The 15,528-nt window shown below is 58.4% G+C and carries 14 protein-coding genes; 9 read left to right on the top strand and 5 right to left on the bottom strand.

The features are described from left to right. Positions 1 to 33: 33 nt before the first annotated feature. Positions 34 to 756 carry a transcriptional repressor LexA gene (gene lexA / locus EL234_RS01515; protein WP_126415809.1) on the bottom strand — a complete coding sequence of 241 codons (723 nt, stop codon included), beginning with the start codon at positions 754 to 756 and terminating at the stop codon, positions 34 to 36. A gap of 194 nt (positions 757 to 950) precedes the next feature. Here lexA and EL234_RS01510 point away from each other — a divergent pair, with 194 nt between their 5' ends. Both EL234_RS01510 and nrdR read left to right on the top strand, forming a co-directional pair. After that, positions 951 to 1,658: a LysM peptidoglycan-binding domain-containing protein gene (locus EL234_RS01510; protein ID WP_126415808.1), complete on the top strand. Its 708-nt coding sequence runs from the start codon at positions 951 to 953 to the stop codon at positions 1,656 to 1,658. Positions 1,659 to 1,874: 216 nt separating this feature from the next. Further along, on the top strand, positions 1,875 to 2,345 hold the full coding sequence (nrdR, locus tag EL234_RS01505) for a transcriptional regulator NrdR (protein ID WP_456119762.1): 471 nt from the start codon (positions 1,875 to 1,877) through the stop codon (positions 2,343 to 2,345). Positions 2,346 to 2,441: 96 nt separating this feature from the next. Here the strand turns inward: nrdR and EL234_RS01500 are convergent, their stop codons facing one another. From EL234_RS01500 to EL234_RS01490, 3 genes are all read right to left on the bottom strand, one after another. Beyond that, on the bottom strand, positions 2,442 to 4,316 hold the full coding sequence (locus EL234_RS01500) for an AMP-binding protein (protein ID WP_126415806.1): 1,875 nt from the start codon (positions 4,314 to 4,316) through the stop codon (positions 2,442 to 2,444). 76 nt (positions 4,317 to 4,392) lie between these two features. Then, the gene (gene serA / locus EL234_RS01495; protein ID WP_126415805.1) at positions 4,393 to 5,598 is read right to left on the bottom strand and encodes a phosphoglycerate dehydrogenase; all 1,206 of its coding nucleotides are present in this window, start codon (positions 5,596 to 5,598) and stop codon (positions 4,393 to 4,395) included. A 17-nt stretch (positions 5,599 to 5,615) separates the two neighbouring features. Continuing rightward, entirely contained in the window at positions 5,616 to 7,850 is a 2,235-nt protein-coding gene (locus EL234_RS01490) for a UvrD-helicase domain-containing protein (protein WP_241969049.1), read from the bottom strand. 172 nt (positions 7,851 to 8,022) lie between these two features. Here EL234_RS01490 and EL234_RS01485 point away from each other — a divergent pair, with 172 nt between their 5' ends. Both EL234_RS01485 and EL234_RS01480 read left to right on the top strand, forming a co-directional pair. Further along, entirely contained in the window at positions 8,023 to 9,048 is a 1,026-nt protein-coding gene (locus EL234_RS01485) for a PAC2 family protein (protein WP_126415804.1), read from the top strand. Next, on the top strand, positions 9,048 to 10,454 hold the full coding sequence (locus tag EL234_RS01480; protein WP_126415803.1) for an MFS transporter: 1,407 nt from the start codon (positions 9,048 to 9,050) through the stop codon (positions 10,452 to 10,454). Before EL234_RS01485 ends, EL234_RS01480 begins: the two co-directional genes overlap by 1 nt. Here the strand turns inward: EL234_RS01480 and EL234_RS01475 are convergent, their stop codons facing one another. After that, positions 10,455 to 11,294, bottom strand: a complete 840-nt coding sequence (locus tag EL234_RS01475; protein ID WP_126415802.1) for a spermidine synthase — start codon at positions 11,292 to 11,294, stop codon at positions 10,455 to 10,457. It lies immediately after the preceding gene. A 126-nt stretch (positions 11,295 to 11,420) separates the two neighbouring features. Here EL234_RS01475 and dinB point away from each other — a divergent pair, with 126 nt between their 5' ends. From dinB to EL234_RS01450, 5 genes are all read left to right on the top strand, one after another. Continuing rightward, on the top strand, positions 11,421 to 12,656 hold the full coding sequence (gene dinB, locus EL234_RS01470) for a DNA polymerase IV (RefSeq protein ID WP_126415801.1): 1,236 nt from the start codon (positions 11,421 to 11,423) through the stop codon (positions 12,654 to 12,656). Between the two features lie 88 nt (positions 12,657 to 12,744). Further along, the gene (locus EL234_RS01465) at positions 12,745 to 13,119 is read left to right on the top strand and encodes a DUF3040 domain-containing protein (protein ID WP_126415800.1); all 375 of its coding nucleotides are present in this window, start codon (positions 12,745 to 12,747) and stop codon (positions 13,117 to 13,119) included. A gap of 406 nt (positions 13,120 to 13,525) precedes the next feature. Continuing rightward, complete coding sequence (gene mraZ / locus EL234_RS01460) at positions 13,526 to 13,957, top strand: division/cell wall cluster transcriptional repressor MraZ (protein WP_126415799.1); 432 nt, start codon at positions 13,526 to 13,528, stop codon at positions 13,955 to 13,957. 136 nt (positions 13,958 to 14,093) lie between these two features. Next, on the top strand, positions 14,094 to 15,095 hold the full coding sequence (rsmH, locus tag EL234_RS01455; protein WP_126415798.1) for a 16S rRNA (cytosine(1402)-N(4))-methyltransferase RsmH: 1,002 nt from the start codon (positions 14,094 to 14,096) through the stop codon (positions 15,093 to 15,095). After that, the gene (locus EL234_RS01450) at positions 15,092 to 15,481 is read left to right on the top strand and encodes a hypothetical protein (RefSeq protein ID WP_126415797.1); all 390 of its coding nucleotides are present in this window, start codon (positions 15,092 to 15,094) and stop codon (positions 15,479 to 15,481) included. The genes rsmH and EL234_RS01450 overlap by 4 nt, the downstream gene beginning before the upstream one ends. Positions 15,482 to 15,528: the final 47 nt, after the last annotated feature.

Below are 15,528 nucleotides of genomic sequence, written 5' to 3'. Positions count from 1 at the left end.
CATGGTTGTGGCCTGTGCGCCGAATTTTCGCCCCTATAGGGCTCGGATAACCGTGACGACCTTCCCGAGGATTTCTGCCTCATCACCTGCGATCGGTGCATAGTTCGAATTGCGCGGCATGAGCCACAGGTGCCCATCTTTGCGCATGAACACTTTGACTGTGGCTTCGCCATCGATGAGGGCAGCGACGATCTCGCCATTTTCGGCTGTGTGCTGCCGGCGGATGACCACCCAGTCGCCGTCGCATATCGCGGCGTCAATCATTGAATCGCCCGAAACTTCCAGCATGAAGAAATCACCCGTTCCGGTGAATTGCCGGGGGAGCGGGTAGATGTCATCAATCAGTTCTTCAGCGAGGATCGGCCCGCCAGCTGCAATCCTGCCCACGGCAGGCACGTTGATCGGGGCCGTGACATACATCTCGGTCTCATCGACGCGGAACATTTCCTCACGCGGTTCTGCGGCGGTTTTCACAACCGAGCTGAGTGGCAAGCGGTAGGAGCCGGCCTCGCCGTCGAAATCAGCGAGCTTGTAACCGAGCTCAGTGACTTCGAGCGTGCGCGGGCGGCGCGGATCGCGTTGAATGCAGCCGAGCTCTTCGAGCGTATCTAGTTGATACTTCACTGACGACGACGACTTAAGCCCCACTTCCTCTCCGATTTCACGAACCGTGGGAGGATAGCCATTTTTCGCGACGCCGGTGCAAATTGAGCGCAGGATATCTTGCTGGCGCTTCGTGATCTTGACATCTGCCATAAGAACCTCCGTATGCGATGGCGGCGAAAAAGATTGTCGGAGCCATGCGATTGACTTGAACCAAGTCTACCGGATTTACAGGCAATGATCAAACACCTGTTCTAATGAGAGTCGAACGCAGGTTCTAGACATCGCTGCGAAAGTGCGGTAGGGTTCAAACAAGTGTTCGCCGAACAGTAGTTCGAGGAGGAGAAATGACTGCTATTCAAGCTCAAACACGGATGGATGTTCGTGGCAGGCGGCGGCTGCGGTTAGCAGCCAATTCCGGGCGCAAACTCGAGGCGAGGAATGAGTCCGCGGTGCGCGGGCGTGCCGTTCGGCCGGATCGGCCACACTCACATGAGAATCGGCTGTATGCAGTCCCGAGTGCGGACTCGCTCGCGCGCATTGTTTCGCCCGTCACCTGGAGCAAGCGTCCTTCCTTACGATCTGGTGATCAACTGCCGGCCGGCGCTAAAAAGCAGCTTCGGCGCAAGGGGCGTATGGCAGCAGCCGCAGGGGGAGCTTCGCGCGATCAGGCCGTGCTGGTAAAGCAGAGTTCTCGCGGCTACACCGCTCCCATAAGCCGGATGTCCCGTGTGCACTCCAAGCCAGCGCGAGCCTCGCAAACTGCGGTGCGGTTCCACGAGCAGCTGGCGCAAGGCGTGTTGCAGACTACTCTATTCATTTTCGCCCTGGTCGCGCTATTCGCTATCGGAATGGCTCTGGCCACGCTCCTTGGCCTCGGCGTCCAACCTGGAGAAGCTATCACCGTGCTACCTGGTGACACGCTGTGGTCGCTCGCATCGGCTGTGGAGGCCGATGTGCCCACATCAAAGATCGTCTCGGACATCATCGCGCTCAATGGTCTCGAAGGACCTGAGATCATCGACGGCATGAAGCTTATGCTTCCCGCCTACTAGCGCCATCGGTTCTAGACAGATCGGTCGGCGCCGCGTCACAGGTGATGGGTTACGTCGCAGCTCGAGTGATGGGTTGCGTCGCAGCTCGAGCGATGGTTTGTGTCGCAGCTCGAATGCTGGGGTAGCGTGCTGGGGTAGCACTGCCTAGTTAGGGGGCCCTTACTTGGCAGTTTGCGTCAAACTGCTTGAATCTTCCCTTAAGAGGCCGGTATTTTTATGAACATGTACTGCCCCTTTTGCCACCATGAAGACTCCCGAGTAGTTGACACCCGCACAAGTGACGACGGCCAGATTATTCGGCGGCGCCGGGAATGCCCAGCCTGCTTACGGCGGTTCTCCACGCAAGAAACAGCTACACTCATGGTCCGCAAACGCTCGGGCACCACAGAACCCTTTTCACGAGAAAAAATCATCTCGGGCGTCGGCCGCGCCTGCCAAGGCAGGCCCGTCACCCGCGACCAACTTGCCGTTCTGGCACAAACAGTCGAAGAAAAACTCCGCGACACCGGAGCAGCACACATCGACTCCCAAGAAGTCGGCCTCGCAATCCTCGAACCTCTACGCGATCTGGACACGGTGGCCTACCTACGCTTCGCCTCCGTCTACTCGAACTTTGACTCACTTGACGACTTCGACGAAGCCATCCGGCAACTACGCGAATACGACGCAGACCAGCACGCCGAATAGCCACGAAGGCGGGCCCGGCCGTGCCACGAAGGCGGGCCCGGCTTTCACGGCAACCGCAGCACCGCGAAGGCGGGCAAGGCCGGTATCAGCACGGTTCTACTGTGTATCCTCGCCGTTCTTGTTCTTTTGCTGCTTATCACTGCCACGGGCGGGAGAATGCGCAGACAGCGCTGACAGGCTCGACTTTGCTGTAGCAGCACGTTCCTTCACGGCCGTATAGTATTCGTCAAGCTTTTCAGCGGTCTCCCGAGATGCCGCAGCCGCACGCTCACGCCACTGACCAGACACGAGCTCGAAATTCTCGAGCCGTTCACGCACATTCCTGCGCATGATCTTCCCCAGCTGTGACCGTGGCAAATCATCGAAAATAGCGATCGACTTCGGCATGGCGTAATGAGAAAGCTTGTCCTCCGTCCACTTACGCACAGCCGCCAAATCTACGGTCGCACCCGGCTCAAGCACGAGAGCCGCAACCACAGATTCGGAGAATGAATCGGTCGGCATGCCCACAACCGCCACGTCAACAACGCCCGGCATATCCCGAACCGCTGACTCCACTTCGGAGGGGTAGACGTTAAAGCCTGAGTTAATAATCATTTCTTTGCGGCGGTCGGCCATAATAAGGAAGCCATCATCCCAGCGAGCCAAATCGCCAGTGTGCAGCCAGCCGTCACGCAGTGCGTTCGCCGTTTCTTCCGGATTCTTGTAATAGCCAGTAAACACTTGCGGGCCGCGAGCACACAGCTCACCAATCTCGCCTTCACCCAATTCGATGCTTGGATCGTCCTGATCCACGATCTTCACCTCGGTCGAAGGGAAAGGAAGACCAAGGGTTGACGGACGGCGTCGTTCACTCACCGGAGACCCAGAGATCACCGGCGAGGCTTCAGTCATGCCATAGCCCTCGATAATCAAACCGGCCTTTTCTTCCCAGCGCGCCGCAAGCTCCGGATCGAGCGGCATCGCGCCACACACGGCGTAACGAATCGAACTCAAATCAGCAGACTTGCCCGAGTCAACGGCGTCGAGAATCTTTTGGAACATCGGCGGTACCCCACCGAAGAACGTGATCGGATGGCGCTTGTGGGCGGCAAACAGGATGTCGACGTCGAAGGTCGGAGTCATCACTTGGGTTGCCGCCATGTTGACGCACACCAACATTGACAGCTGCAAACCAAACGCGTGGAAGAACGGCAACACGGCGCCTACGGTCTCGGTGCCGCGTTCGAAATCTTTCAACCAGTAGTCAACCTGCCGAGTATTCGACAGCAGGTTACGATGCGTCAACTGCACGGCTTTGGGCGTGCCGGTGGTTCCACCTGTCATCAATAACACGGCGAGTGAATCGACGTCGGGGCCTTCTTCACGGGAAAGATCGAGCGGAGCGTTGTGCTTGACCTGGTTGTCCCACGAATGCACGCCAGCGGGAACCTTGCCGCGTAGCTTGTTACGCTGCTGACGGGCAGCCTTAACGGGAAGCTTCAACAGCCACTGAGACTTCGTGGGAAGCGCCTTCGTCAGATTGACGGCGAGGTAGGTGCGGCCCTTGAAGTCGCCGTCGACGATCAGCTTTTCCAGCGTCTGCTCCCAGCCGATCACCACCTTGGAACCAACGAGCTCAATCTGGCTATCGATCTGAGCACGCGGCGCAAGCGGATTATGCTCGGCGACTGTCACGCCTAACGACATCGCAGCATAGAACGCCACATAGTGTTGGGGGCAGTTGGGCAAGATGAGCGAGATGACATCGCCCCGGCGCACACCCACCATTTTCAGCACTTGTGCAGCCCGGCTCACCTCGTCAAGGACTTCGGCATAGGTGTACTCCCGGCCAAGGAAATCAATCGCGATCCGCTCGGGAAAATCCTTCGCGGCTGAGAAAAGCAGGTGGTCAACGGTGTGCGTAACCGGTTCGATCTCGGTAGCCACGCCGTCCAAATAATGTGAGTGCGCAAGGTCCATCTGGTTCATGTGTGCCCCTTTCAGAAGCTCCAAACCACTATGTTACGTTACGGTAACTGCAAATGTTGGTAGTACGGCGAAATGCTCATTCGCGGGTGAGCAGGCGCAGGCGAATATGTGCTTTGGCATGTGCCAGTTCATCGATGATCGAATCTGGAATGTCCGTGGCGGTGTCCGTCACCATGTACCCGTATTCGCCACCGGTGGCGAGCGACTGGAAAGTGACGTTGACGTGCTGTTCGGCGAACAGACGGTTGACGTCGGCAAGAGCGCCAGGAGTGTTCCAGTGGAACCAGACCACCCGGTGCAACGATTCTGCCGTGGGCGAGGCGGCAATATTCGGAATGTTGACAGACATGTCTGTCGAGCCTTTACGCCAGTAGTTCATGAGTTTCATGGCGACGAACTGGCCGATCGATTCTTGAGCTTCGAGTGTGGAACCGCCAATGTGCGGGGTGAGGATCACGTTGCTCAGCCCGGCGAGGGTTGACGAGAACGGATCTCCGTTGGCGAGTGGTTCGCTGGGGAAGACGTCGACGGCGGCTCCGGCCACGCGCCCAGAGACCACTGCCTCGCGTAGGGCGTCAAGATTCATGACGTGTCCGCGCGCCAAGTTGAGCACGATCGCGCCGTCCTTGAGTTTGGCGAATTTTTCGGAGTCGAAATAGCCGGTGTTTTCTGGCCGTCCGTCGATGTGTAGGCTGACGACGTCGGCGCTCTCAAGTAGTTCGTCAAGCGGAACGGGGACGGCGTTGCCGAGTGCGAGCCGTTCGGCGATATCGTGGAAGATGACCTTCATGCCGAGCGCTTCAGCCACGATAGATAGTTGCGAGCCGATCGAACCGTAGCCGATGATGCCCAGAGTCTTTCCGCGTACTTCGTGCGAGCCGGCGGCCGTCTTTTCCCACACGCCCTGGTGCAGGGCGGCATTCTTGGCAGGAATCTGGCGGACCAGCGAGATGAGTTCGCCGATTGCTAGTTCGACCACGGAGCGCGTGTTGGAGTAGGGCGCGTTAAAAACTGCGATCCCGTGATCGGAGGCTGCTTCGAGGTCGATTTGGTTTGTGCCGATACAAAAAGCACCAATCGCGGCTAGGCGCGGACTAGCTTCGATAACGCGGCGGGTGACGTTCGTTTTCGAACGAATCCCCAGCATGTCAACGCCGTCGAGGGCTTCAATGAGTTCATCTTCTGCTAGCGATCCTGCGATGCGCACAACCTCAACTCCATAGCGGGCGAAAATATCGTCCGCGCAGCTGTGGGGGTTTTCCAGAAGAAGGATCCGAGTCACATCCATCACACTTTCATTCACATTCCAGCAGGTAGCTGATCTTGATATAGGACGTCGAGGCGGCGTGTTGGCCGTGTCATTGCCACGTACAGATCGCCTGGTCCGTCTCGTAGCACACTGGCAGGTTCGACGAGCACGACGACGTCGTACTCCAAACCTTTTGCCATCCCGGCAGTCAACACGTGTATTCTCGCCGATATTTCACTTCCCGTGCGATCGAGCGTCCAGCTCGTGAGATCGGGAGCGGCAGCGAGCAGGTCACCAACCTTCGTATGCAACGACCGGGAGGTGATGACACCGATGGATCCGTGTCCGATACCGAACTCGGCATCCTGCTCTTTAGCGGCTCGCACTACGAGGTCGACCAGTTCGTTTGTTCCGCCCTGGGTCACCCGGTATGCGCTGGGAAGATCGCGTGCGGCCCGCATCTGGCCCACGTTGTAGCCGGCTCGAAGCATCACCTCACGTGCCACGTTGAGCACAGAGGCCGGGGTGCGATAGGAGATCGTGAGCTGATCAACCCGGTGGAAATCAGCCAAAGCACCGAGTGCTTCATCCCAGCCGCCCTGCGGCGCGCCCGCTGGTCGCTGATCTAAATCACCCACGATGGTCATCGACTTCGCCGGATTACGCCGGGCAATCATTCTCCACTGCATGGGGGAGAGCTCTTGGGCTTCGTCAACGACGACGTGCCCGTACGTCCACGACCTGTCCGCACTTGCCCGCTCTGCGAGGGTCTGGCTGGATGGTCGATCACTTATCCGCTCCGTCATCATCTGGCTCGTGACGATACCGCCACCCAAGTCCATTGCGTCCATCGTTTGGGCTACGTAGTTACCCAGTTGGCGCTGTTCTTCTACGCGAGCTGCACGCTCACGCTTGTCCGAATCGCTCGCAAACGGTCCAAGAAGCTCGGCAAGTTCATCAATGATCGGCACATCGGCAGAAGTCAACGCGCTACCGCGCTCGCGGCGTAGCAGCTCACGCTCGCGAGCTGTTAATTCGGGGGCGATTCGCTCCAACAGTTCTGGCCAGTGGTAAATCCGCTCCAGCAAGCCCTGTGCGGACGTGGGCAGCCAGCGCAAGTTAATCTCCCTGCGGGCGTCAATCGAGCCGGCGACGTCGGCGATCAACCAATCTGACTCTTCCACCGTGGTCTTCATCTGCGTAGCGAGCTGGCCAGCAAGCAGATTTACCAGGTGGCGGGCATAGACCTCGCGCGCCTGATTATGAGGCTTGCCAGACCTGCGTGCCCGGCGCTGCGCGTCGTCGACCATATCTGGCGTGAGTGTCACCCTTGTCCCGTTGATCTTGAACGACACGGGCTCTTTGAGCGGTTTTTGCACGATCTTGCGCACGGCACGCTTGGCAAACGTGGCCCAGATTGGCCGCCCTTTAATCTGTGCGACCTCAGCCGACTCCTGTGCACCGACAACGACGCCGGGAACCAGCTGGTCGATCGTCGTCGAGACCACGTCCGACTCGCCGAGCGAAGGTAAAACCTGATCGATGTAACGCAAGAACACCGGCGACGGGCCGATAATAAGCACGCCGGAGCGGGACAGGCGCTCGCGATGGGTGTAAAGCAGATAAGCGGCCCGATGCAGGGCAACCGCTGTTTTGCCGGTTCCTGGCCCGCCCTGCACGACAAGGATCCCCGCGCTGTCTGCACGAATAATCCTGTCCTGTTCGGTCTGAATGGTGGCTACGATGTCGCCCATCTTGCCCTCGCGGGCCCCGCTCATCGCGGCCATCAGCGCGCCCTCACCAATAAGATTCAAATCTGAAGAATCGGCCGCATCGCTCACGAGCAGCTCATCTTCGATCCCCGTCACTTCACGGAAACGAGTCTGAATGTGCCGCCTGCGCACGATGTCACCCGGATGTGCGGCAGTCGCCTGATAGAAAGGCTCAGACTGAGGGGCACGCCAGTCGGTGAGCAAAATTGAGGTGTCCTCCCCGCGCAGGGTCATCCTCCCAATATGGGTGACCTCGCCATCGGTATGATCGAGCCGCCCCATGACAAGCCGGTTTTCTACGTTCCGTAAGCGAATCAGGTTGTCCTCGTAATGGGTAGCAAACGAATCTCGCTCAGAGACCGCACCCGGAGTGCCTGTGCCGCCCTGTGCTCGCACTCGTGCCAGCTGCTCGGTGTAGTAGTCGCGCTGCGCATCAAGAGCCCGGTAGGCAGTAGAAACGAACACTTGCTCTTCAGCAATTGCACGTTCGATAGCGGAATTGTCTTGAGTCACTCAATCTCCCCTAGGGCTCGGATCATGGCATTCAATTATTCCCGATCACGATCAATTTGGCACTAGGGGTGGCGCGAACCACGTTCTTGAGTGAAATGGTGAGAGGTTTAACGCGGGCAATAGTTAACTTCGAGGCGGTAGGTGTGCCAATCTAGAAGTTAAGGAGGGTAAGTTGGCTGAGATTTTTCACCTTGACGAGATCGCGAAAGACCTGCAAGTAGACACGCTGGTTATTAACTTTCGCGATAGTCTTGTGGACGCCGGTAACACCTGCCAAACAATCAACGCAACTGTCGAAACGCTCGAAGGTGAGTCCATCGGGCGGTTTAATTCAGATCTGCTCTACGACTACCGCGCCCAGCGCCCTATCGTCACCTATGGTGACGGCCGGCTTAGGGACATCCTCATGCCGGAAATGATCCTTGCCCTTTGCACCGATGTGCACGGAAAGAACTTCCTCTATTTGACCGGTGAAGAACCAGACTTTCGGTGGAACGAGATCGCTTCTACGATTGTCAAGATCGTCAAACATTTCAACGTGCAGACCACGTTTTCTTTTGCTGCCATGCCAGCGCCCGTGCCGCACACGCGTCCAGTTGACATGCTTATCAGAAGCACGAAACCTGACGGCCAGTATCCGGTGGTTAAAGGAATGGCCCAGCATCACGGGGAACTGACTGACGTGTTCGAGTTCAAGGCTGAAGAAGAAGGCCTCGCCGTCGTCAACATTCGTGTACGAGTGCCGTTCTATCTGGCACGCGGTGACGATCCGTTCTTCGCAGGCGCGCTCGCCGCAGTGAAAATGCTCGCCACATGCGGAGGCCCAACTTTTCCGCTGGGTGATCTGGAACAGCTTGAAGACGCCCAACGAAAAGCGATCTCCCAACTTCAGTTGGAAGGCTCAGATTTTGCCGAGGTGCTTGCAAAACTTGAGGAAGACTACGACACGTCCGGAGTTGGCTACATTACGAACGACGACGCCACTCCGACCATCCCGTCGTCAGAAGAGATCGGCGACGCCGTTGAACAGTTCCTCGCCCTGCAAAACTCCTCACCGCTTGACCTGTTGAACAAGCCGAAACAGGACAACCACGTTCCCAAAGACCCCACCCTGTTCGATCTGAGTTCCCGACACGCAGACTCCGATCACGAACAACGCCAAGATGGCGCTCATGACGGGGAAGAAACAGAGGAATAATGACTCGCCACAAAGTGGCACTTTTTGTATGGCTCATGGCCGTAGCCGTCTACGCCGTGGCAGTGGCAGGTAGAACATCGTTTGGAATCGCGGGGCTGACCGCAATAGACAGGTTCACTATCGATGCCGCTACGCTGTCGCTTTTCACGATCGTCCAAGTCGGTGTGTATGCGGGCGCGCAAATTCCCGTCGGCCTCCTGCTTGACCGGCTCGGACCACGCATATTGTTAAGTGGGGGAGCGCTGATTCTTGCTGTTGGTCAGCTGGGGATGGCGTGGGCGGACTCGCTGGGCCTTGCACTTGCAGCGCGTTTCTTCATTGGTTTGGGGGACGCGACGGCGTTCACATCCGTCATCAGGATCATACCCTCGTGGTTTTCACCGCGGCGAGCACCACTGTTCACGCAACTCACGGGTATCGTGGGCGGGCTCGGTCAGTTCATTTCCTCCGTGCCTTTCGCCTACGTGTTGGCAAACGTCGGGTGGACGCCCGCGTTCGCGGCGCTCGCGGTTTTCGGTTTAGGGGTGTCGGCTCTCGCTTTTGTATTCGTGCGAGACACTCCGAGCCAGTGGACATATAGTACGATCGACGTCCCAGATGCAGCGACGCCCGCGGACAGCGCGGCCCGGCAAGGCAAACAAGAAATTGAAGCGCGCCCAGATGGTGCAACACGCTCACGCGAGGTGCCGCACGTAGCCGGGCGTGACGGCGTCGAGTCCGCCTCGATCTCGCAGCTCGTACGGGATCCAGAAGTATGGCTCGGCTTTTGGACGCACTGGTTGGGGAATTTCCCGCAGACAGTGTTCCTTTTATTGTGGGGCGTTCCCTTCTTGCAAATCCATCAGGAGATGAGCCAAGCTCAGGCCTCCGCGCTGCTGTTAGTGGTGACGATAGCGGGCATGGTTTTTGGCCCAGTGATCGGAGAGCTGACTGCACGCCATTCGAAACGCCGGGTTTGGCTAGTCAACGCGATCGCGATCATGTTGGCGACGACGTGGACGGCCGTCTTGCTTGCACCGGCCCCTGCCCCGATGTGGCTCATTATCGCGTTGCTGATCGTGCTTGCAGCATCGGGTCCGGCTTCCAGCATCGGGTTTGACTTCGCACGCACAGCGGCACCTGCACGCCGGCTGGGCATGGCAACCGGTCTTGTAAACATGGGCGGATTCACCGCCGCGCTCCTGACAGCTGGTGCGATCGGCGTCGTCCTCGACCGGTCATCGGGCGGCGCTCCACTTGACGCTGGCGATTTCAAACTTGCGCTGGCAACCCAGGCGATTCCGTGGCTATTTGGCATGTTTATGCTTGACAGGTGCAGGCGTAAAGCCCGCCTGCGCGATGCCAAACGAGGAATCGTTGTTGCACCCGTACGGGACGTGCTCGAACGCTATGCGGTACGCAGATAGTCAGGCAGATGGTGAGGAATCAGCGGCCTTGCTGGACGGCGGCCATCCGACGTCGCGATCATGAACAAGGCGCGCTCCGATAGCTGCTTCCACCAAATGATCGTGCGGAACAACGATGGTCGGCAACGGCAGGCGGCGCACCCGTGCAGAAATCTCGGCAAGAGGTAACGGCCGGTGGGCGGCTAACACGATCACGTTACCGAACCGGCGCCCCTTCATGATCGCAGGATCCGAGATCGCCGCAATGTGATCAAACGACTCGCCGAGCGCGCGCACCTCCCGGTACACCGGAGCAAGACCAGCCTCACCTGCGATGTTCAGCGCGTAGACGCCGTCGTCAGTCAACAGCCCACTCGCTTTGGCATGAGCCTCGACCGTCGTCAAATGAGCAGGAATCCGCCCGCTCGCAAACGTGTCCCGAACAATCACGTGCCACGAGCCCTTGTTCGTATCAAGAGTGGTGCGCGCGTCTTCGCAACGGATCCGCAACCGTGGTGCACGAGGCAGGTCGATCCACTCGCGCACAAGGCTAGCGAGCTCGCCATCAATCTCGATAGCAAGCTGGCGCGAATTCGGCCGGCGCGCCTCAAAAGCCCTCGCTAACGCACAACCAGCCCCACCTAGGTGGAGTGCGCGAATCGGTTGGCCCTCGCCAAACAGCGCGTTAACTGCAATCTCAATGTGTTGCATGTACTCGAACTCGAGATAGCTAGGATCAGCGAGGTCCACCGCCGATGATTCCACGCCGTCCACGTAAATCGTCAGAAGATTATCCGTCCGATCCACCTCAATTGATGACAGCGCTGTACGAACAGAAAACGGGAAAGTCTGACGAGCCATGCGCCCAGTGTAGCCCGCCGCGCTGACAACACCGAACGCCACCACGGCCCACACCCAAGCCTGAACAGTGCCGGTGAGCACCCGGTGTCGGAACGCACGCGTATGCTTGGTACGTAAGGAGGGCACATGTCACGCGCACCGCGAAGCGAAGAGGCGAAAAGAAACTGGGGCAGCGATGATTCACAAACGAACATCCTGCACGTCGACATGGACGCCTTCTTCGTGTCCGTCGAACTACTGACGCGCCCTGACCTGGTTGGCAAACCCGTGGCCGTGGGCGGCCAAGAACGCGGAGTCATCGCTGCCGCCTCCTACGAAGCACGCGCCTACGGAATCAACTCTGCCATGCCAGTCGCCCAAGCTAAGCGCCTGTGCCCACACCTCATCATTATCAGCCCAGACCACCGGAAATATGCGGACGTGTCCGCCCGCATCATGCAGATTCTCGACGACGTCACCCCACGCGTCGAACCCATCTCTGTTGATGAAGCCTTCCTCGACGTCTCAGGAGCACGGAAAATCTTTGGATCACCCGTCCAGATCGCCAAACACATCCGCCGCACTATCCGCGAACAAGAAAACGTTCCCGCCTCCATCGGCATCGCCTCCTCCAAACACGTGGCCAAAATCGCCTCCGCACACGCTAAACCCGACGGCTACCTGCTCATCCCACACGACCAAACCCTCAACTTCCTCCACGGACTACCCGTCGGCGCACTGTGGGGAGTCGGCCCCGTATCGCGTGACAAACTCGAACGCAAAGGCGTGCGAACTATCGGCGACCTCGCCGCACTCGGCGAACATCGCCTACGCCGCCTTCTCGGCGACGCCGCAGGCACACAACTGTATGCGCTCGCGATGGGGCACGATCCCCGCCAGGTCACCCCCGACGTCGTCGAAAAATCAATCAGCCGGGAACAGACATTCTTCGATCCGATCATGTCTCGCAGCGACGCCGAACGGATGTTGCTCCACTTGAGCGACGACGTCGCACGCCGGCTACGTGCTGCCGATTTCGTGTCGTGGACTATCGGGATCAAAGTGCGCTCCGCCGAAGATTTCTCGACCATCTCACGATCTGTGACCCTCGGTGCGCCCACCGATCTCACCCACGAGATCTACGACACCGCACGCCGGCTCCTCGACGAGGTCGACCTGCCCGCCGGGGGACTCCGACTCATCGGAGTAAAAGCAGAAAATCTAGCGCGTCCATCCGATGGGGTCCAGATCCAGATTGGCGACGACGGCCGGCGTGGCAAAGCGGAGCTGGCGATGGATCTCGTGCGGATGAAGTTCGGGGGAGCCAGCCTGAAACGTGGATCTTTGATCGGGGAGGACGACGACCCGCGGTCGTTATCGTAGCGATTTCGTTGCCAGCGTGAACCATGGCTTTTTACTACTTGCTTTGTGCTGTATCCTAATAAAACCGAGCAAATAAAGGGGATGAACGATGGCTCTATCCGAGTACGAACGCCGGATGCTTGAAAAGCTTGAAGAACAGCTTTTGGACGACGATCCGAAGCTGGCAGAGTCGCTTGCCTCCAAAAAGCCCACGGCCACCCAGACTGCCGTCTCACCGAAAAACTTGGTTATCGGACTCATCGTCGCCGTCGTTGGTTTGCTCATCGTTCTTGGCGGAGTTGCCGCCGAAATTATTGTTGTTGGCGTGCTCGGTTTCCTCGTCGTTTTCGGCGGCCTATGGTACCTATCAGAAGGTTTCACCCGCGTCGAAGCACCCGCGGATTCCGGGCCATCACCACGCAAATCACGTTCATCATTTATGGAACAGCAACTTGAGGAGTGGCGTAAGCGCCAGCAGGGCTAAGCCTCCACTCCGGGCGTAAGAACCCTCCACTTTCCTCCCCGCGCCCCTGCGTTTCTGCCCACGCCCCCGCGTTTCTGCCCACGCCCTGCGTTTCTGCTACTACAGCAATAATGCGGGACTCGAGCCCGGTAAACCTCTTCGTTTCTGCTATTACAGCAATAACGCGCGAGAAGTACTGAAATAATGCGCGTCCGGCGCGCCCTTCTTCGTAACAAGGCTTGCGTCCTCACGCCTGCACCCCTAGATTTCCCGTCTTGTGCCGCCGAAGTGTGGCCGAAATATCGAAAAATCCCTCCACCTGCTTTTTCATTGATATATCAGCAAAATTCATCGTCTCAAACCCGTGTTTGGTGTTGCTCTTGGAGCAAAGTGGAGTAAAGTGGAGACCAAGGGTAAGGAGGTGCAGATGTTCCTTGGTACATACGAGCCGAAGCTTGACGACAAGGGGCGTCTCATCCTCCCTGCGAAGTATCGAGCTGAGCTTCAAGGCGGTCTGGTGATGACGCGCGGTCAGGAGCACTGCTTGTACATCTTTCCGATGGCGGAATTCGAATCGATGCTGGAGCGGTTGAACCAGGCGCCGATGACATCCAAGGAAGCTCGTACGTACAAGCGCGTGTTTCTATCGGGTGCAAATGATCAGATCCCGGATAAGCAAGGTCGCGTCACGATTCCGGTGGCTCTGCGGGAGTACGCCGGGTTGCAGCGCGATGTTGCGGTGATCGGTTCGGGTAATCACGTTGAGGTCTGGGATCTCGAATCGTGGAACACGTTCTTGGACGCGAGCGAGTCGGAATTCGCAGATAGGGAAGAAGAGCTCATTCCAGGGGTCTTCTAGAGGCATAAGACAGCCGGCGCGAAGCGCCGACAACGCGGAGGCTGGTTGGCCTTCTGCCGATGTCCTGAGGTAATTCCCCAACTTCAGGCCAACGGTGGAGGACCAATCGGGCTCCCAGACGACGAAAGGGGGATCGGTGCTGACAGCCGACAACGACGCCTTGCACGTACCGGTCCTTACTCGTACGGTGATTGACCTGCTTGCGCCTGCCCTTTCTGGTGAAAGCGCACTGCTTATTGATTGCACGCTTGGGATGGGCGGGCATGCAGAGGCTTTTCTTGCCGAGTTTCCAAACGTGACCGTGGTGGGAATTGACCGTGATCCGCAGGCAATCGAACTTGCTTCGGCTCGTTTAGAACGCTTCGGCGAGCGCTTTCGAGCGGTTCATGCCACGTACGACGACGTCGATCTCGTCGCCTCCGACGCGGGCGGCTACGCGGACGCGATCCTCATGGACCTGGGCGTGTCCTCGCTGCAGCTGGACGCGGAAGAGCGGGGCTTTTCCTACAGTGTTGACGCGCCTTTGGACATGCGAATGGACTCGAGCGGCGGCATGAGCGCTAAGGATCTGCTCGCCACGGCAAGTGCGGGGGAGATCGCACGAATCCTGCGTGTGTACGGCGAGGAGAAGTTCGCCAGCCGGATAGCTGACGCGATTGTTCGCCGTCGCGTAAATGAACCACTCACACGCACGGGTGAGCTGGTCGATATCGTTCGCGAGTCGATTCCTGCCGCTGCTCGGCGCACCGGTGGTAATCCGGCTAAGCGAACGTTCCAAGCGTTACGGATTGCTGTCAATGATGAGCTTGCAGTGTTGGAAGCCGCGCTGCCCCGGGCGATTGAGTCGCTCCGGGTAGGTGGGCGGATTGCTGTTGAGTCCTATCAGTCATTGGAAGACAGGATCGTCAAAGAGGCGTTCGCCAAGGGCGCCACATCAACCACGCCAGCGGGTCTGCCCGTTGAGCTGGAAACCCATAAGCCTTACCTTCGGCAGCTCACTCGTGGAGCGCTGAAGGCTCCCGACGCCGAAATTGCGCGCAATCCGCGTAGTGCGTCGGTCCGGTTGCGTGCGGTGGAACGTGTTTCGCCGACGCCGCCACACATGTTTAATCCGCAGAACTATCGAGGTGTCCGATGAGCACAGCTGCTGAGCAACAACGTCAGATTGCGCCAAATTATCGCCCGGTCATTCAAGCTCCCGGGCTGAGCGTGGTGCCTACGCCGGCTCCGGCGCGTAGTTTCATCTCGACTGTATTTGTGTGCATCGGGCTAGTTGTGGGTGCTGTGGTTGGCGCATTTCACCTCAACACGCTGATGATTCAGGGCGCCTATGATGTGAAAAACATTAGTGTGGAACTAAACGAGATGGTCGCCCGTGAGGCCACGTTGAAGAAGGACGTCCTTGGGCTATCCACTCCGGGAGAGCTACGTGTTCGCGCTGACGCGCTGGGTCTTGTTCCAGCGCAGGGCGCCCGGCACGTGAATCTTGAAACCGGGGTGATCACCGCTCCAGCCGGGAAGTAGGGAAGTGAAATGGCACGCTCGCAAGATCAGCAGAGTGGTGCTTCAGC

The organism is Trueperella bialowiezensis (genome assembly GCF_900637955.1).
Classification (GTDB): domain Bacteria; phylum Actinomycetota; class Actinomycetes; order Actinomycetales; family Actinomycetaceae; genus Trueperella; species Trueperella bialowiezensis.
This window is presented reverse-complemented; position numbering and strand designations above follow the sequence as displayed.